The 17,531-nt window shown below is 66.1% G+C and carries 17 protein-coding genes; 4 read left to right on the forward strand and 13 right to left on the reverse strand.

Annotated elements, in window-relative coordinates:
- Nucleotides 1-18: 18 nt before the first annotated feature.
- Entirely contained in the window at nt 19-1,254 is a 1,236-nt protein-coding gene (locus tag Poly30_RS21375) for an ATP-binding response regulator (protein WP_145202114.1), read from the forward strand.
- Nucleotides 1,255-1,259: 5 nt separating this feature from the next.
- A complete protein-coding gene (locus Poly30_RS21380) occupies nt 1,260-1,742 on the forward strand; it encodes a response regulator (protein WP_419190460.1) in 483 nt (160 codons plus the stop codon).
- An 85-nt stretch (nt 1,743-1,827) separates the two neighbouring features.
- Here Poly30_RS21380 and Poly30_RS28775 read toward each other — a convergent pair whose 3' ends face one another.
- The 4 genes from Poly30_RS28775 to Poly30_RS21400 all read right to left on the reverse strand — a co-directional run bounded on the left by Poly30_RS28775 (nt 1,828) and on the right by Poly30_RS21400 (nt 7,550).
- Nucleotides 1,828-2,385 carry a molecular chaperone TorD family protein gene (locus Poly30_RS28775; RefSeq protein WP_419190461.1) on the reverse strand — a complete coding sequence of 186 codons (558 nt, stop codon included), beginning with the start codon at nt 2,383-2,385 and terminating at the stop codon, nt 1,828-1,830.
- Nucleotides 2,382-5,198, reverse strand: a complete 2,817-nt coding sequence (locus Poly30_RS21390; protein WP_145202124.1) for a molybdopterin-containing oxidoreductase family protein — start codon at nt 5,196-5,198, stop codon at nt 2,382-2,384. The genes Poly30_RS28775 and Poly30_RS21390 overlap by 4 nt, the downstream gene beginning before the upstream one ends.
- Before the next feature lies 1 nt (nt 5,199).
- The gene (locus Poly30_RS21395; protein ID WP_145202127.1) at nt 5,200-6,174 is read right to left on the reverse strand and encodes a 4Fe-4S dicluster domain-containing protein; all 975 of its coding nucleotides are present in this window, start codon (nt 6,172-6,174) and stop codon (nt 5,200-5,202) included.
- Nucleotides 6,175-6,467: 293 nt separating this feature from the next.
- Nucleotides 6,468-7,550 (reverse strand): hemolysin family protein, encoded by a 1,083-nt coding sequence (locus tag Poly30_RS21400; protein WP_145202130.1) that lies wholly within the window; start codon nt 7,548-7,550, stop codon nt 6,468-6,470.
- Nucleotides 7,551-8,015: 465 nt separating this feature from the next.
- Between Poly30_RS21400 and Poly30_RS21405 the strand changes: the two genes are divergently transcribed.
- Nucleotides 8,016-8,768, forward strand: coding sequence for a hypothetical protein (locus Poly30_RS21405; RefSeq protein ID WP_145202133.1), 753 nt, complete (start codon nt 8,016-8,018; stop codon nt 8,766-8,768).
- A 55-nt stretch (nt 8,769-8,823) separates the two neighbouring features.
- Here the strand turns inward: Poly30_RS21405 and Poly30_RS21410 are convergent, their stop codons facing one another.
- From Poly30_RS21410 to Poly30_RS21450, 9 genes are read right to left on the reverse strand one after another with little or no spacing between them, the layout of a single operon-like run.
- A complete protein-coding gene (locus tag Poly30_RS21410; RefSeq protein WP_145202136.1) occupies nt 8,824-10,518 on the reverse strand; it encodes a Na(+)/H(+) antiporter subunit D in 1,695 nt (564 codons plus the stop codon).
- Complete coding sequence (locus Poly30_RS21415; RefSeq protein ID WP_419190462.1) at nt 10,515-10,874, reverse strand: hypothetical protein; 360 nt, start codon at nt 10,872-10,874, stop codon at nt 10,515-10,517. The genes Poly30_RS21410 and Poly30_RS21415 overlap by 4 nt, the downstream gene beginning before the upstream one ends.
- Complete coding sequence (locus Poly30_RS21420; protein ID WP_419190463.1) at nt 10,871-12,361, reverse strand: proton-conducting transporter transmembrane domain-containing protein; 1,491 nt, start codon at nt 12,359-12,361, stop codon at nt 10,871-10,873. Before Poly30_RS21420 ends, Poly30_RS21415 begins: the two co-directional genes overlap by 4 nt.
- Nucleotides 12,358-13,866 carry a monovalent cation/H+ antiporter subunit D family protein gene (locus Poly30_RS21425; protein ID WP_145202139.1) on the reverse strand — a complete coding sequence of 503 codons (1,509 nt, stop codon included), beginning with the start codon at nt 13,864-13,866 and terminating at the stop codon, nt 12,358-12,360. The genes Poly30_RS21420 and Poly30_RS21425 overlap by 4 nt, the downstream gene beginning before the upstream one ends.
- Complete coding sequence (locus tag Poly30_RS21430; RefSeq protein ID WP_145202142.1) at nt 13,863-14,216, reverse strand: cation:proton antiporter subunit C; 354 nt, start codon at nt 14,214-14,216, stop codon at nt 13,863-13,865. Before Poly30_RS21430 ends, Poly30_RS21425 begins: the two co-directional genes overlap by 4 nt.
- A gap of 3 nt (nt 14,217-14,219) precedes the next feature.
- Nucleotides 14,220-15,275, reverse strand: a complete 1,056-nt coding sequence (locus Poly30_RS21435) for a DUF4040 domain-containing protein (RefSeq protein ID WP_145202145.1) — start codon at nt 15,273-15,275, stop codon at nt 14,220-14,222.
- On the reverse strand, nt 15,272-15,631 hold the full coding sequence (locus Poly30_RS21440) for a cation:proton antiporter (RefSeq protein ID WP_145202148.1): 360 nt from the start codon (nt 15,629-15,631) through the stop codon (nt 15,272-15,274). The genes Poly30_RS21435 and Poly30_RS21440 overlap by 4 nt, the downstream gene beginning before the upstream one ends.
- The gene (locus tag Poly30_RS21445; protein ID WP_145202150.1) at nt 15,628-15,957 is read right to left on the reverse strand and encodes an MrpF/PhaF family protein; all 330 of its coding nucleotides are present in this window, start codon (nt 15,955-15,957) and stop codon (nt 15,628-15,630) included. Before Poly30_RS21445 ends, Poly30_RS21440 begins: the two co-directional genes overlap by 4 nt.
- Nucleotides 15,957-16,433, reverse strand: a complete 477-nt coding sequence (locus Poly30_RS21450) for a Na+/H+ antiporter subunit E (RefSeq protein WP_145202153.1) — start codon at nt 16,431-16,433, stop codon at nt 15,957-15,959. Before Poly30_RS21450 ends, Poly30_RS21445 begins: the two co-directional genes overlap by 1 nt.
- A gap of 287 nt (nt 16,434-16,720) precedes the next feature.
- On the opposite strand from Poly30_RS21450, the gene Poly30_RS21455 reads away from it, so the two are divergent.
- The gene (locus tag Poly30_RS21455) at nt 16,721-17,491 is read left to right on the forward strand and encodes a YdcF family protein (protein ID WP_419190464.1); all 771 of its coding nucleotides are present in this window, start codon (nt 16,721-16,723) and stop codon (nt 17,489-17,491) included.
- The last annotated feature ends 40 nt before the right edge of the window (nt 17,492-17,531 follow it).

Here is a 17,531-nt window from a genome sequence, read left to right on the forward strand (position 1 = left end):
CGGTCGAAAGACCTTCCGATGCTCCCCCCCTCTACCGCCATCCACACCGGCGAGACCAGCCCAGCCCTGCCGAGGGCGGACACTCCGGTCAGACTCGTCGTTCTGGACGATGATGACTTCGATATCGAGGTCTTCCGACGCTGCGTTTCGTCTATCCAGGACCTGTCTCTGACTTTGAGATCCTTCCACACGGCCGAAGCCGTCTGGGAGGAACTCGGGCGCGAGCCATGCGACCTGCTCTTCGTGGACTACCACCTCGAGGGAACGACTGGACTGGACGCCAAGAAGCTCCTCAATGCGAGAGGCTTCACCCCCCCCACGATCCTCGTCACGGACGGTCACGGGGACGACGTGATGCGCGACGCTGTGAACGGCGGATTCGCCGACTATATCCCCAAGCGCTCCGTCCTCCCGGTGGTCGTGAGTCAGGTCATTCGAAGCAGCCTGGAGAAGGCGCGCCTCCAGGCCCAGATCGAACAGAACCAGAGAGATCTCGCCGAGACCGTGAAGTCCCTCGAGTCGAGCCGCGAGGAGATCCGGCGGTTCTATCACTCGGTGAGCCACGAGCTGAAGACTCCCTTGACGGGCGCAAGAGAGTTCGTCTCCCTCGTCCAGGACGGCGTGGCTGGCGCCGTGACGGACGAGCAGAGTGACCTCCTGGGTGCCGCCATTCGCAACTGCGATCGGATGGTGACCTGCATCAACGACATGCTCGATTCCTCGCGCATCGAAACGGGCAAGCTACACCTCAAACGAGTCGTCTGTAGTTTCGGCGCCGTCGTGGAAGACGCGGTGAAGAGCCTGCTGGTCAAAGCGGAGGAGAAGCAGATCGAGGTCCACGTGGCGCTGGAGCGCGGGCCCGCCCTCGATGCGGCTTTCATCGACCCGGTTCGTATCTTCCAGGTCATCGGGAACCTTGTCTCCAACGCGATCAAGTTCACGCCCACGGGCGGGACGATCCACGTCTCCGCCCGCGCAACGGAAGGTGGCAGCATCGAAGCCAGCGTGCGTGACTCCGGATGCGGACTCTCCGCATCGAATCAGGGCCTGGTCTTCGAGCGGCTCTTTCAGTCCCGCGACGACGACGCCGCGACCCTCGGCGGACTGGGCATGGGACTCTTCATCTGTCGTGAACTGGTCCGGCTACATGGCGGAGAAATCTCCGTGAGGTCCAAGGAGGGCGCTGGCGCCGAGTTCACGTTCCTGATCCCCGCCCTCGCTCCCGGCGCAGGGCTTCTTTCCCCTGCCGCATGATTCCCATGAGCACGAACGCTCCGCCGAGCCCGAATTCCGAGGCCTCGAATCCCACGACGCCCATCGAATCTGCGCCGGTGTGCCTGCGCGCCACGCCGCGGGTCATCGAGTGTCTCTCTCCGCTGATCTTGGTCGTGGAGGACGACGAGGACATCACTCGATCCCTCTGCATCAGGCTCAAGTACAACGGATTCGAAGTGGAGACTGCGGCCACCATGGACCTTGCCTTGGAGCAGCTGGAGAGGCTCAAGCCGGATGCAGCGATCGTCGACATGTCCATTCCCGGAGGCGACGGAATCATGCTGCTGGAGCACATCCGGTCCCAGGCGAAGTCCCGTGACCTTCCGGTCATCATCCTCACCGCAAGCGTGCGCGGCGAGCTGGAGTCGAACGCCCTGGCAGCAGGCGCCTCCTGCTTCATGCACAAGCCATTCCACGCTCCAGATCTGCTCGGTGAACTCGACCGCCTCACGGGGCGCGAGGGATAGCGCTTATTTCAGGCTAGAGCCTGCATGATTCGCGAGAGGGAATCGCCAGTGCGCCCAAACGCCGCCACGGCGCCGCTTGGGCGCGCTAGGAGTCCACGGTCGTCGAACGTAAGAGGCGGACGAGGTCAGCCGTCGCGGTCGCGACGCTTCCATAGAATCCGCCGCGCTTCTCCATCTGAGCGAGCGGCGCGTTCGTCCATCCGAGGTGTTCTTTGGCGAGCTCGTCGGAGACCCAGGGAGCCCGTTCCACCGATGCCGCCCAGAGGTGCAGGAGCGCACCGAGGTGGTCCACCGGCGCGCCGCGCGCGGCCTCGGGGCCGAAGTCCAGGGCCGCAGACTTCGCCAGCTCTCGGATGCGCGCCACGATGTGGCCCTCGTAGCGGCCCTCGATCCAGAGGGACGCCACGGGCGGCGCGCCGCCGCCCGTCGGGGCGAGTAGCGCGGCGTGGTACTGGGCAGCCAGCTCGTCGAGGAACTCGGGCGTGGCGTCGGCGCCCACGGGCACGTCGACGCCGACCGAGCGGAGCAGTTCGCTCGGTCCGGGCTCCCGGAGCGCCCGAAGGGACTCTGGAGTGAGTTCGTGGAGCAGGAGATCCCCGAAGAGACGGGCCGCTCCTGCCAGCGAGGCAACTTCCTGGCTCACGTGATCTTCCTGACCGTCACCACGGTGTCGTGGAACGCCTGCTGGCCCGAGATCGGGTCGGCCGCGATCGGAAGGACCGCGTTCTGTGCCCAGCCGTTGCCGCGGTTCTTCGTCCACTTGCCGGGCTGGCCGTTCGAGGGGTCTTCCCACCACATGTTCCGCTCCCAGTCGGGATCGCGGTAGCCCGCGAGGTCCATGCCCTCGGCCTTCGAGCCGAGGTTTTCGTTCCCCTTCTTCGCCTGCGCGACGCTGGTGTACTCCCAGTGCCCGAGGCTGTTGGAGATCGCGATCGCCTTCGGGTGAACCGCGGGCGTGATCCAGATGGGGATGCGAAGTCGCTTGTCGATCTCGCCGCTGCCGAGCCCGAGGCCGGGGGTCAGCTTCGCGAGGTAGAGCGAGCGATGGCCCGTGAGTTCCACCCAGTCCCCGTCCTTCAGCCCGAGGCGTTTCGCCGTCGTCGGGTGCATCCACGCCGGGTTCGAGTGCACGATCTCCGAGCACCATTTGAGGTTCGCCGTGCGCCCGTGGTTGTGGACGTTCCACTTGAACGAGGTCATGACGAGCTGGTCGTCCGCCATGTTCTGGTGCTCGTCGATCGGCGAATACTTCGGCCACGGGTGGATGTCGTACTCGTGACCCTCGTGGTACGCGGGCCGGTTCTTGCCCTTGGAGTTCGCGAGCTTGGTCAGCTCGGACGTGTCCTGGTTCTTGCCGGTCATGGCCACGAACCGTGAGTAGACCTCCATCTTTCGGCTGGGCGTCTTGAACCCGACGACCGCGCGGCCGTTGTGCATCACGCCGATGCCCTTGCCGTCCTTGTCGGTCAGGATGCCGGTCGCCTCGTCGAGCGTCGCGCCCGCCACCTGCTCCGCCGAGAGCGGACGCATGTAGGGCTCGAAGTACGTGGCCTCGTCGGGGTCCTCGAAGGCGCCGACCTTTGCCAGGAAGTCCATCGGAGAGTCGTACTTCGACTCGTCGTAGGGCACGTTCTCGACCCACTCCGCCATGTACTCCCTCACCGGAGTCATCGGGTACGCCGCGGCCATCGAGCCTCCGACGCGCCGCGCGATCTCCGGGAAGATCTCGCGGATGTCCTTGGACTCCCCGAGCGGCTCCACCATCGGCCGGCGCATGGAGAGGTACGGCTTCAGGTTGTACGCGCCGCGCGCGTCCACGTCCCAGCGCTCCAGGTAGGTCGACCACGGCAGCACCATGTCAGCCATGGACCCCGTCTCGTTCAGGAACGGGTTGATGCACACGTGGAAGTTGATGGCTTCCTCGTCGAGCATCACGTTCTCGGTCACCTCGGTCTCGGGCCACGTCAGCGGCGAGTCGAGGTTGTACGTCATGTACACCTGCATCTTCGCGCGCTTCGTCTTGAGGTACCAGTAGACGATCTCCCCCACCTTCATGCTGTTCCAGACGTTCGCCAGCGCGAACTCCGGCGGGTCGGCGAGGATCGAGGGGGTCTTCGACTTGCCCGGGCCCTTCGGCGGTTTGAATCGCTTGTTGTCGTAGCCGCCCGTGAACATCCAGTTGAAGCCGCCGTGCTTGCCGACGCTGCCCACGAGGGCGTTCAGGAGAATGATGGCGCGGTCGTTCCAGTACCCGTTCACGTGGGCCGAGGAGCCGCGGTTGCACATGGTCGTGGCGCGCGGCGCGGCCGCCGCGAATTCGCGCGCAATCCGAGCGATGACGGCCGCGGGCACCGTCGAGATCTGCTCGGCCCAGGCGGGTGTACAGTCCTTGAACTCCTCCTTGAGCTCATCGAGCGTGACGTTCGTCCATTCATCGATGAAGGCGGCGTCGTAGAGGTCCTCGAAGAGGATCGTGTGCACCATCGCCAGCGCGATTGCGCCGTCCGTGCCCGGCGAGGGCATGAAGAACTCGTCCGAGTTACCGGCGGTGTTCGACATGCGCACGTCGAAGGTCACCAGCTTGGCGCCGTTCTCGAAGCGGCCGCGCTGAAGCCGCACCGCGCCTGCGATGTGGCCCTGGTGCGCCTCGAACATGTTCGAACCGAAGTTCAGGACGTACTTCGAATGCTCGTAGTCGCCGAGGTCCCAGTCGGATTCGAAGAGGTAGGTGAGATTCGCCGCACGGCGCGCCGCCGAGCAAAGTCCGCGGTGGTTCAGCGCCGTGTTCGTCCCAAACGCATTCAGGAAGTTCGCCACGGCATCCTTGGTGCGACTGCGGCCCTGGTGGAACGCGAACTCCTCCAGCTTGCCACTCTTCTGCACCGCCTGGAGCCGCGACGCGATTTCGCCTGTGGCCTCGTCCCAGCTGATGCGCTTCCACTTGCCTTCCCCGCGCTTGCCGACGCGGCGCAAAGGGTAGAGCAGGCGCTCGGGGTGATACTGGTGATTGAGCGCCGACTGGCCGCGCGCGCAGAGCTTGCCGCGCGAGTTCGGATCGTTCGGGTTGCCCTCGACCTTGATGATCCGCCCGTCCTTGATGATGCCGGTGATGCCGCAGACCGCCGAGCAGAGCTGGCACATGCCGTGCACCTCCTCGACGTTCTTGTACTTGTCCGGGTCCGGGAACCGCGTCTTGCGGTTGGGCCCCGGGAGCGGGCAGACGCCGGGGGCCTGGGCCTCGTAGGGCTTACCCTTGCCCTCGGTCCACACCCGGAGGTTCTCTTCCTCGGTGGGCGGCCGCTCCTTCCAGCGGTTCTCCGCTGCGCTGGCAGTGCCGACCGACTTCCCACCACTCTGGCAACCCGCGAGTCCCGCGGAGAAGAGCGCGCCGAGCTTGAGGAAGCCGCGCCGGTTGTGAGCTCGCACCTCGCCCTGTTTCGGTGAACCTACTTTCAAATCAGCGTCCCTCCCCGTCCATCTGGTTCTTTCTCGCTTCATCCGCAGGGTGCGGCACGCGCCCGTGCGGCGGCGTCGTCTCCTGCCACTCGTACACCGAGTAGGCGTCCGGGTGGTAGCTCTGGCCCTCGGCCGGCAGCTTCGACTCGAAGGCCGCCACGCGGTGGTTCTCGTCGGTTGCGTACCAGGTGCGCGGCTCGGTCTTCTTCTCGGGCCGGATCTGCTCCAGCGCGTCCTCGCTCTCCAGCGTCACCTTCAGCTTCGAGATCTTCGACTCGGGATCGTTCAGGTCCCCGAAGGTCAGCGCGTCGCTGGGACAGGTCGAGACGCACGCGGGCTCCATGCCCTCGTCGACGCGGTGCGTGCAGTTGTGGCACTTGACGGCCTGGTTGGCGACCGGGTCGATGTAGATCGCGCCGTAGGGACAGGCGTCCTTGCAGCTGGCGTGGCCCGAACACTTGTCGTAGTTGACCTGGACCGAGCCGCCGGCGCCCTTGTGGAGCGCGCCGCAGGGGCAAGCCTTGATGCAGGGAGCGTCGACGCAGTGCTGGCACGCCATCGGTACCATGATGCGCGCGACGGCGCCGCTCTCGCGGGGCGCGTCGTGGTAGATGGTCTGGCGGATGAAGTTGCCGAGGGGCACGTCGTTTTCGGCCTTGCAAGCGACCTCGCAGGCGTGGCAACCGAAGCAGCGGCGCGTGTCGACGATCCAGCCGTAGGCCTTGCCGTCGTCGGGCGCGGTCATGCGCTCGCGCCAGTGCTCTTCGGGCATGAAGAGATCCGTGCGGACCTGATCCTTCATGAGCTGGACGTTGGAGAATCCAGCGGAGGCCCCGGTGGAGGTTCCTGCGGCCGCGCCCGCCACTCCGATGGGCAGCGCCGCGCCGCCCTTGAGGAACTTGCGCCGATCGATGCCGCCCGCTTCCGCCTGCCCGCTCGCTTCGCCGCTGGCTCTGCTTTTCTCGTCACCTTGCATGATCTAACTCTTCCGCGCGCCCTCCGACCGGGTGCAAAGGCTGCACCCGGGACAGGTTCTACAGGCGGAGCTTCGAGGTCAGAATCAGTTCGTGGTGGAGGGCGCGTTCAGGATGGGAAAAGACCCCACGAACGCGCGATTCGGACACGCCGCCAAGGAGAGACAGCGTCAGCCGTCGGCGACGAGGGCCGACCGGAGTGGACGGCGGGTAGCGACCGTGGTGAACGAGTGCACCTCGTAACAGTGGCGATCCGTCGCTGATCCGTCAAGGACCGATTCCGTGCGCACGGGACTCAAGTAGTCGGCTCGTCCGCCTCATCGGTCTCATCGGCCTCGTCGGCCTCGTCCGAGCCGCTCAACCGCTCCCGTGCGATCTCCTGCATGTCGTCGTGCTCGTCGAACTCATCGACGATTTCCTGGCCGAGCAGCTGCTCGAGCACGTCCTCCAGCGTCACCACCCCCTCGAAACCGCCGTACTCGTCGACCACCGCGACCATGTGACGCCGCTTCGAGATGAACTCCGACAGGAGCTCATGGGCGGGCGTCGTCTCGGGCACGAAGGTGAGTGGCTGCATGATTTTGCGCAAGGCCAACCCTCCGTCCTCCTGAAGCGCGCTCGTGAACACGTCGCGCCGATACACGACACCGATAATCCTGTCCGGATCGCCGTTCTCGGCGACCGGGATCCGGCTGTGGACCCAGGTCTTCGGGTCTCTCGTCGCGTCCGCGACGGTGGCATCCGCGTCGAGGATCGTGACAACGGGCCGCGGTGTCCGCAGATCGCTCGCGGTCGACTGATCGAGCCGGAGCGCATTTCGGACCCAGCGATTTTCCTCGGGACGCACGCCCCCGCTCGACTTCGCCAGCTCGCTGAAGAGCACGAGTTCATCCTCGGAAGGCCCCGCAGGCCCCTCCCCTCCCGTGAGAAGCTGCATGACCGCCTTCGACGGCCGAGCGATCGGGTAGCTGATCCAGACCATCCACTGGATCGGCATGGCGACCACGGGACCGAGCCGCCTGGCGTACCGCACCCCCATGCTCTTGGGGATGATCTCGGTGAGGCCGAGAACGAGGAACGTGAAGATGGCCGCGAACACCGCGACGGCGTTCGGGTGATCGGCACCGTAGCGCTCGGCGACGAGCGCGCCGCATACCGCCGAGCCGATCGTGTGGGCCACCGTATTGATGGTCAGGATGGCGGCGATGGGCTCCTCGACGTCGCTTCGCAGCTCGGCGAGCCGAAGGGCGCCCTTGCTCCCGGACTTCTTGAGCACCTCGATCTGCGACGGCGTCACGGAGTAGAGGACCGCTTCGAAGAGCGAGCAAAGAAACGAGGCGACGAGAGTCGAACCGGCGACGAGGAGGATCAGCAGCACGGGGATCGAAAGGTGGAGGAAGTGGTCTGCGCCCCCTGCACCGATGGCGAGAGTCGCCTCCCCAGCCTACCGCCTCGAACCGGCTGGCTGGTTCGTGACTGCGCGTTGTCCAGCATCAGTTCGCCCACCCGCAGCACCGCCAGCCACAGCATCCACACGCCCGTGAACCACGTCCGCGTCATGACGCCGTAGGGCCCCTTGGCCGGACGCGGGCGGGAGCCTGTGCAAGAACGGCTCGGGTTCGCGACGCGTCGCCGCCCTGGCGGATGCGCCAGGGACGTCGCCCACCCCGCAGAATGGATGGGGAGCGAGCCGGGAGAAGCGTGACGGTTCTGTGACGAGTCCCGTGAGCTGAACCTCGACCCGCTGATCCCGAACGACATACTCTTCCTCGAAGCGCCCGCGCGGACGCCCATCAGGGCCCCCACCGCGGGGCACCGCTCCAACGAGGAATCAACGATGTCGATGTGGGAGTTCGAGGGTCTGACCGAAATGGCGGTCATCCTCATCAGTCAATCCGACCTGGAGGCTGCGGAGCGGCGCGAGTTCTTCGCCAACCTGTACACATTGCAGGACCGTTTCGACTGCTCGTTCACGCACTTCCGCCAGCACCAGGTGCTCGAAGACGCGCAGTTCTTCTTCCGGATGGACGTCGAGCAGCACCCCGACCACTCGGCGAACGAGGGGTACTTCCGGGCGCTGGTCGCGAAGGGTCAGGACAGCTGGATCACGCTGCCTTCGGACGAGGGGATGAGCTCCGCGTTCTATTGCGCTGGAAAGGGGCGCGACCCCCGATTCGCACAGAGGGAGGGAATCTACTTCGACGTCCGGAGCGACCTCTGGCGGAAGTGCTGTGCCGAGGGCTTCCTCGAAGGACTGGCCGCAGAGTCTTTCGAGAGCTGGAGCCCGCCGGAGCTTCTGGGACGTCTGCTCGAGGTCGCGCTCCAGCAACCGGAGTCCAGCCTGCGCTCCAGCGTCATCAAGGGCTACCACGGCTGGGCGGCAGTGGCCATTCCGGAGATGCTCCGCCCGGAGGTACGGTCGAACGAGCGGTTGCAGCGAATTCGGGAGCTGCCTGAGCTGCGCCAGATACTCGCTGCGCCGGCACCGGAAGACTGGATCGACGAGCGCCTGCTGCCGACCACGGAGGCCTTCGAGTATCTGGGGCCCCAGGAAGCCGATGTCCTCCGGTGGTGGCTCGAGCCCTATCAGCCCTGAGCCAGAACGAGGCGCTTCCCGAGCTCCAGTGGTACGGAACAGAAGTCCCTGGTCGCTACTGCACGTAGTACAGCATCAGGTAGCCGACCAGCAGCACCGCCACCCACACCATCATCACGCCCGTGGGCCACGTGCGCGTCATGACGCCGTAGGGCCCCTGGTTCAGGCGCATGTAGCGGTCGGCGCGCTTCACCTGGTACTTCACCGTCCGCTGGACCGTCGCGATCGCCGGTGAGATCACCCCGTGGGTGGCCCCCACCAGGCGCCGCATGGGCCGGCGCAGGAGCCAGTCGCTGTCCAGGTTCGTCGAGTGCAGCTCGGGCGGGTAGAGGCCGCTTCGCTGGAGCCAGGTGAACGCCAGCGCGCTGAAGAACAGGAGCTGGAGCTGGGTCACCACGTGGGTGACGTCGTAGGGGTTGTAGTCGTTCGGGAACGGCAGCAGGCGGTAGAGCGTCTGCAGCGGGAACGTGCCGATCACGATGCAGAGCGTGGCCGCGATGCCCATGGCGAAGAGCTGGTTCTTCGGCGGGTCCGTGGCCTTGATCTTGGCGTCGACGCCGTAGAAGGCGAAGAACGGGATCTTGATACCGGCGTGGTGGAACACGCCCGCCGCGGCGAAGAGAAGGATGAACCAGACCCAGTCGTGGTGCTCCTCCAGGGCCGCCGCCATGATCATCGACTTCGACACGAAGCCGGAGAACAGGGGGAAGGCCGAGATCGAGGCCGCGCCCACGAGGCAGAACTTCGCCGTCCAGGGCATCGACTTCGCGAGGCCACCGAGGTCCGAAGCATGGATCCGGCCCGTCTGCTGGAGCACCGAGCCCATCGTCATGAAGAGCAGGCCCTTGAACAGCACGTCGTTGAAGGCGTGAGCGACCGCTCCGTTGATGGCGAGGTCCGTGCCGATCCCGATGCCGACCAGCATGAAGCCGATCTGGTTGATCATGCTGTAGCCGAGGACCCGACGCATGTCGTTCTCGATCACCGCGTAGAAGATCGGGAAGGCCGCCATGGCGCCGCCGATCAGGATCAGGGCGTACTCACCCGGGAACATCCGGGCGATGGCGTAGACCGCGCACTTCGTCGTGAAGGAGCTCAGCCAGACCGCGCCCGTGGGCGTCGCCTCGGGGTAGCCGTCCACGAGCCACGTGTGAAGGAACGGGAAGCACGCCTTGGTGCCGAGGCCCAGGAAGATGAACCACGCACCCGGGGCGTCGAGACCGATCTTCTGAACCGCGATCGAGCCGGTGGAGCTGGCGTACCAGGCAATGCCGCCGAGGAGCAGAAGGCCCGAGAGGATCTGCCAGAGCAGGTAGCGGTTGCCCGCGCGCCAGGAGCGCTCCGTGTTCCGGCCCCAGATCAGGAAGGTCGACGAAACCGCCATCACCTCCCAGAAGAGGAACAGGCTGACCATATCGCCCGCCGCGACGGCCCCCACCGCGCTGCCCGCGTAGAGCAGACAGGCCGCGTGCTGGCCCGGTGAGTCCTTGTGGATCGAGAACAGCGCGCCGATGAAGGCCGCGATGTGAAACAGCACGAGGAACAGGAACGACAGCTTGTCGGCCTGGAACAGCGTGAGATCGAAGCCGACGACGCTCGCCTGCAGCGTCGCGCCGTCCGGCATCGACAGCAGCATCAGGAGGCTGAACACCGGCGTGAGCAGCATGATCGGGGCACGCGCTTCCCTGCGCGACACCGCCATCATGAGGGCGCCGGCGAAGAAGAACAGGAACGGCGGAATGACGCTCACCTGTGGCCTCCTGGCTGGTTCGACTTCGTGGACGCATCGAGGGCCGCATCGCGTTCGTCCGCGAGGCGCTCGTAGTAGTCCTCGTCACGCATCACGACCTTGCGCATCTGCTTGGCGACGAGCACCAGCACGACGCAGCCGATGAAGCCGTAGATCGCGTAGAAGCCCGGGATCTTCTCGGCCGGCTGGTGGATCTTCCGGTCGACGAAGAAGTCGGCCAGGAAGAGCAGCGCGGACAGGACGAAGAAGACGCGGATCAGCCGCGCCACCGGGGGCGTCAGCGGGCCGGTGAAGTCGTGCTCGAGGTGCACGGCCTCGTCGCCGTGACCCTCCTGGGCGTCAGGTTCAAGGCTCATGACTGCGCTCCCGCGCCGAGCGCTCCGATCAGGTCGTACACGAGGTCGGGGCGCACGAAGAGCAGCACCGAGAGGCTCGCGGTCGCCACCATGGCGATGCGGCAGGAGAGCGGCGCTTCGCCGTGGCCGTGGTGATCGATGTCGGTCCGCTCCGGCCGGAGGAAGGCGCGCATCGGAATCGAGAGGAGGTAAACGATGTTGAGGAGGGAGCTCACGAGGAACGCCGCCACGAGGAGCCAGTCACCGCTCGCGGCGGTGCCCTCCACGAGGAGCAGCTTGCTCCACATCCCGCCGGTCGGCGGCAGGCCGATGATCGAGAGCGAGCCGATGAAGAAGCAGGCCATCGTGACGGGCATCCGCTTGCCGATGCCGTCGAGCTGCGAGACGTTCTTCTTGTGGGCGGCCACGAGGATCGCGCCCGCGCCGAAGAAGAGCGTGATCTTGCCGGCCGCGTGGGCCGCGATGTGCATCGCTGCGCCCTGGACCGACACGGTCGTCGCGACGAGCGAGCCCAGCACGATGTAGCTGAGCTGACCGATCGTCGAGTAGGCGAGCCGCTCTTTCAGGTTGTCCTTACCCATCGCGATCACCGACGCCGCGACGACCGTGAAGCCGGCGACGTAGGCGAGGACGGTGTGGGCGTCGAGGTCGCGGACGAGGTCGATCCCGAAGATGTAGATCACCACCTTGAGGATCGTGAAGACGCCCGCCTTCACGACGGCCACGGCGTGCAGGAGCGCGCTGACCGGGGTCGGCGCCACCATCGCGTTCGGCAGCCAGCGGTGCATGGGCATCACCGCCGCCTTGCCGGTTCCGAAGACGAACAGGCCGAGGATCACGCCGAGCGTGGCCTTGCTGATCTTGCCGTCGGCGAGCGGCCCGGCGAGGACGCCGCCGGGGGTGAACTCGGTGGTGCCCGCGATCCCGTAGACGGCGACGCAGCCGAAGAGCAGGAGGCCGATGGACGTGCCCATCAGGATCCCGAGGTAGATCCGTCCCGCGCGCCAGGCAGAGCGATCGTTGGAGTGCGTCACCAGCGGGAAGGTCGCCAGCGTCAGCGCTTCGTAGCACACGAAGAGCGTCGCCAGGTTGGCGCTGAAGGCCAGCGCCATGACCGCCGCGATCGAGATGGCGAAGAAGCAGAAGAAGCGCGTCTGGTGCCTCTCGTGGTGCTCCCGCATGTACCCCATCGCGTAGAGGGTCGTCACGGGCCACAGGAGACTCGCGACCAGCGCGAAGAGCAGTCCGAGCGGCTCGACGTCGAACGCCAGGCGCAGTCCTGCGACCGGCTCCAGGATCTGGAGCGAGATGGACTCGCCGGCGTGCAATGCGCGCGCAACGAAGAGCACGGCGCCGAAGGTCACGGCGCCGGAAAGGATGGAAAGCCCCTCCCGGAGGTTCGGCCAGCGGCCGACGATCAGCGTCGCCATCGCGCCCACGAGGGGCGCGACCAGCGCGACGACCATGGCGGTTTCGGCAGCGCTCATCGCGTCACCTCCGCGATCAGGGAAGCAGCCGCCGCGCGGGCAGCGTCGGCTGCCTGGCCGTCGACCGTGCCGTACCAGAGGTTGGACAGGGCCAGGATCAGCGTGGGGATCACCATCCACATGGGCGCCTCTCGCACCTTCTCGGCCCCGGCGGGGCGCTTGCGGATCAGCATGACGTGGAGGATCTGGCCGACGTAGACCACGGCGATCAGGGAGCTGACGATGATGAGCGCCGCGATGACCCAGCGGCCCTGCTCGAGCACGGCCGTCAGGAGCGCCCACTTGGAAACGAATCCGGCGGTCAGCGGAACGCCGATGAGGCTCGCTCCGCCGATGACGATGGAGACCGAAGTCAGAGGCATCTCGCGGCCGATCCCCCGCAGGAACTCCAGGCGGGTCTGCCCCACCCGGTAGACGACGCAGCCGATCGCGAGAAAGAGCGTGCCCTTCATCAGCGCGTGGTTGAAGAGGTGCAGGAGCCCGCTCTCCAGGCCCGCCGCGCTCGCGAGCCCGATGCCGCAGATCATGTAGCCGACCTGGGCGATACTGGAGTACGCGAGGAGCCGCTTGACGTCGCGCTGGTACACCGCCACGAAGCTGGCGATCACCGCCCCCGCGACCGCGAAGGGCACGAGCGTCTGGGCGAGCGGCAGCGACTCGAAGGGAATCGCCTGGCCGTCGATCGTGTAGAAGACGCGCAGGAAGATCAGGATGGCGACCTTGGTGGCGGTGGCGCTCAGGAAGGCGCTGACCACCGAGGGCGCGTAGGCGTAGACGTTGGGCAGCCAGACGTGCAGCGGGAACAGCGCGACCTTCATCGAGATCCCGACGGTCAGGAAGCTCAGGGCCGCCCGGACGGTCGTGGTCTCGTAGACCGGCGTGACCCCGTCGGCGCTCATCTTCGTGAGGCAGACGGCGAGGTCCTCGATGTTCAGCGTGCCCGTCATCTGGTACATGAAGCCGACGCCCAGCAGATAGAACGTCGCCCCCACCGTGCCGATGATCAGGTACTTGAAGGCCGCCGTGAGCGCGCGGCGGTCGCGCCCCATGCTGACCAGCACGTAGGTGCTGAGGCTGCTGATCTCCAGGAACACGAAGATGTTGAACGCGTCGCCTGCGACCGTGATTCCCAGGAGCCCGGAGAAGCACAGCAGCAAGCAGGCGTAGAACCACGCGTGCTTGTGCTCGTCGATCTCTTGTCTGATGCTCGTGAACGAGTACGGCAGAACGATCGAGGCGATCGCCGTCACCACCGTCATGACGAGAGCACCGGCGGCATCGAGGCGATACTCGATCCCGACCGGGGCCTCCCAGCCGCCGATGGCGTAGTAGAGGGTTCCCTTGGCCAGCACGCGCTGGAGGAGGTGAAGCGCCAGCCCGAACGACGTCCAGACCGTGAGAGAGGCCGCGATCCAGGCGAGAACGCCTCGGCCGAGGAGCACGCAGAGCGGCGCCGCGAGGAGCGGCAGCACGACGGCGAGAATGATGGCGTGTTCGGCGATCACGAGAGCACGTCCTGCATGTCCACTTCGTCTTCCTCGATCGATCCGTACTCGTCCTTGATGCGAAGGATGAGCGAGAGGCCGAGCGCGGTGCTCGCCACTCCGACCACGATGGCGGTCAGGATCAGGGTATGGGGCAGCGGGTTGCTGTAGACATCCACGCCCTCAGCCGCGATCGGGACGGCGCCGCCCTTGACCTTTCCCGTGCTGATGTAGAACACGAACACCGACGTCTGAAACAGGTTCAGGCCGATGACCTTCTTCACGAGGTTCCGCGCCGAGAGGAGCAGGTAGAACCCGCTCAGCATCAGGACGATGAAGACCCAGTAGTTGTAGAGACCGAGGAAGTCCATGGCTCAGAGGGCGCCCCCATCCGTGGTGACGACCGTTCCGTCCGTCGCGGGCGCGACGAGCTTCTGGCGGCCCCGCATGTGGCCCGCGAAGGTGAAGATGATCGTCGTGATCACCGCGGTCACGGTGATGCCCACGCCCAGCTCGACGGCGAGGATGCCGTAGTGCAGGCCGTGGATCGGATCGTGGGCGAGGACCTTGTAGTCGAGGAACGCGCCGCCCTTGAGCACCGTGAGGAGCCCCGTGCAGCCGTAGATCAGGAGCCCCAGCGCGATCAGCTTCTCGAGCACCTTGGGCTTGATGACCTTCTCGGCCTCGTCGATGCCGACGAGCAACATGAAGAGCATCAGCGCGCTCGCAAAAATGACGCCCGCCTGGAAACCGCCGCCGGGCCCGAAGTCCCCGTGGGCCTGAACGTAGCAGGCGTACAGCAGGATCGCGGGGATCAGCTGCTTGCCGACGATCCGTAGCACGCGGTGCCGGTCCTGCATGGCGTCGACGCCTTCGCCGGCCTCGACGGGCGTACCGTCGCGGCGGCGGCGCCGCCCGATCAGCGCGAGGACTCCGATGCCCGCCGTGAACACGACGGCCGTCTCGCCAAGCGTATCGTAGCCCCGGTAGCTCGCCAGAAGCGGCGTCACCATGTTCGGGATCTGGGTCTCGACGGGCGAGACCTCGATGAAGTGCCTGGCGATCGGGTGGGTCTGAACGGGAGCATCAGGGTCGCCGATCCTCGGCATGTCGAGCGTGCCGTAGACGAGCGCGGCGCCCAGGAGCACGGATACGGCGATGGCGAGCACGTTGCGTTGCACCGGGCGCGGGCGCACCTTGTGGCCGGTGACCGCCAGCGTGCTGAGCATGAGGATCGTCGAGACTCCGGCCCCCACCGCCGCTTCGGTCATCGCCACGTCGACGGCGTCGAGCACGACGAAGAACGACGCGGAGACAAGGCTGAAGATGCCGAAGAGCATCGCCGCTTCGAACAGGTTCTTCGTCCGGACCGACGCGTACGCAATGGTCACGAGGAAGAGCAGAAGGACGAGATCGATGACGCCAGCTATGACATCACCTCTTCCCTGTTCTTCACCCCATCGGAACTCGGGGCCGCACCCAGCGGCGTCAGGTCAGGCTCGTGCCCGGAGGTCCGGGCGGCCTTCGCGAGCGCGTGCGCAGCGGTGGACGAGGTCATGCTGAGGAGAGCGTAGACGAGCAGCAGCTTGAAGGAGATCACGGAGATCCCCGACTGAAGAATGAGGCCCAGGAGAACGCAAGCGGCGCCCAGCGTGTCGAGCATGCCCGAGGCGTGCATGCGGCTGAACATGTCGGGCAGGCGAAGAACGCCGATGCCTGCGATGACGGCAATCGCGCCGCCGGTCATCAGAAGAGCCCAGGAGAGAATGTCGAGGACGACGCTCATGACGCAGCTCCTCCTTGACCTGGCGCCGCCTTGGGCGTGCCTGCGGTGCTCGCGACGTTATCGTCGGCGGAGTTCTGCTCGACGTCGTACTCGACGAAGCGTAGAACCGCGATGGTGCCGGTGAAGCTGACGAGCGCGTAGATGAGCGCGATATCCACGAGGTCACGGGACGTTCCCATGAACCCGATGACGGAGATCATGAGCACCGTGGCGGTGCCGAACATGTTGACCGCCAGGATGCGATCGAAGACGGTCGGTCCCTTGAGAGCTCGCAGGAGCGCGAGGCCCATGGAGGCCAAAAGGAGAAAGGCGGCGATCTCGTACATCAGCTCGGCGCCCCCTCCACCCGGCGGACACGCCCGCGCATTTCGCCGTCGACGAGGTCCACGGCTGCGGCCCTGGTCAAGGCATGTACGTACATGTGCTCGTCGTCAAGGTCCATCGTGACCGTCCCGGGGGTGAGAGTGATCGAGTTCGCGAGGAGCGCGCGGCTCACGTCCGACTTCTGATGGAGCGTGAACTCCACGACCTCCGGCTGGATCCGGATCTCACGGCTCAGCACCAGCTTCGCCATGTCGATGTTCGTGACGATGATCTCCTTGAAGAGCCACGTCAGATACGGAGTGATCCTCGGGAGCATCCGGATCGGCACGCCCTCGCTGTCGATCACTCCCATGCGGCCGGAAAGCCACATGACGAGCATCACCGATAGCGCCCCAAGCGCGAGGATGATGCCCTCGAAGTGCCCGGACATGGAGATCCAGAGGGCGGTGAGCAGAAGCGCGAGGCTGAGGTGACGCAAGAAAGAAACGGGCAGCAGGACTGACCGGATAACTGAGCTGGGGCGGCGTGAGTCGGGGGGATCCGGGGGAGATCCTGATACCGGGCTGAGTGGGGATCGTCAGGGACTATGCGGGAGGCCGAGGCCGGATCGCAAGGCAGATCGCGGACTATGGGTAGGCCGCTTCCATGGCAACGATCGGCCGTTTACCCGAAGGCCTTGACGCAAACTTTCCGCATGCGGAATTCACACGAAGTTCCTACATCCGCGCCCCCCCCGCGGCGGTCGATCGGCCACGATGCGGAACGATGAAGCGCCTTGTCGAACTCCTGATCATGCCTCCGATGTCGCTCTACCTGGGCGTGCTGTGTGGTTTGTGTATCCGATTCGTGGCGAATCGACTCCCCGAGCCGCGCCCGATGCTTCGCCGGATGGGCACTTCACTCGCTGCGCTGTCTGGCGCGGTTCTGGTGGCGCTCAGTATTCCCCAGGTGGCCTTCTGGTTACTGGATTCCTTGCAGACCAGCCCTGCCATCTCCCCCACGGCGGAATCGATCGACGCCGAGGCGATCCTCGTGCTGAGCGGGGACGTGGACTGCGACCCGCCGGAGTTCGGCCCGGACCAGCCAGGGCCGATCAGCCTCCAGCGCTGCCGGTACGCCGCACGCCTGTCGACCCGCACCGGCGTCCCCATCCTGATCAGCGGCGGTGTGCTTCGGCCGGACCGCCGCGCGGTTTCCCTGGTTCTGCGCGACTTCGTGCAGGATGAGCTACACGTGCCCGTTCGCTGGACCGAAGAGCGCTCCCATACCACGCGCGAGAACGCCCGCTACAGCGCGGAGATCCTCGCGCGCGACGGCATCCGACGGGTGGCCGTCGTGACCCACGCCTGGCATATGCCGCGCGCGATCGAGGTGTGCAAGGCCGCGGGGCTGGTCGTGCTCCCCGCGCCCACGGCCCCGGCCACGCCGCCTGCGAACCTACGCGACGCCTTCGTGCCGCGCGCTCGGTCCTTCCGCGACTCCGCATGGGCGATCCACGAGTGGATCGGCCGGCTCTGGTACCGAATCAGCGCGTGACGGCACGCGCTCTGGATCCCATCTCTGGATCGTTCCTTCC

Source organism: Saltatorellus ferox (assembly GCA_007751475.1).
Lineage (GTDB): Bacteria > Planctomycetota > UBA1135 > UBA1135.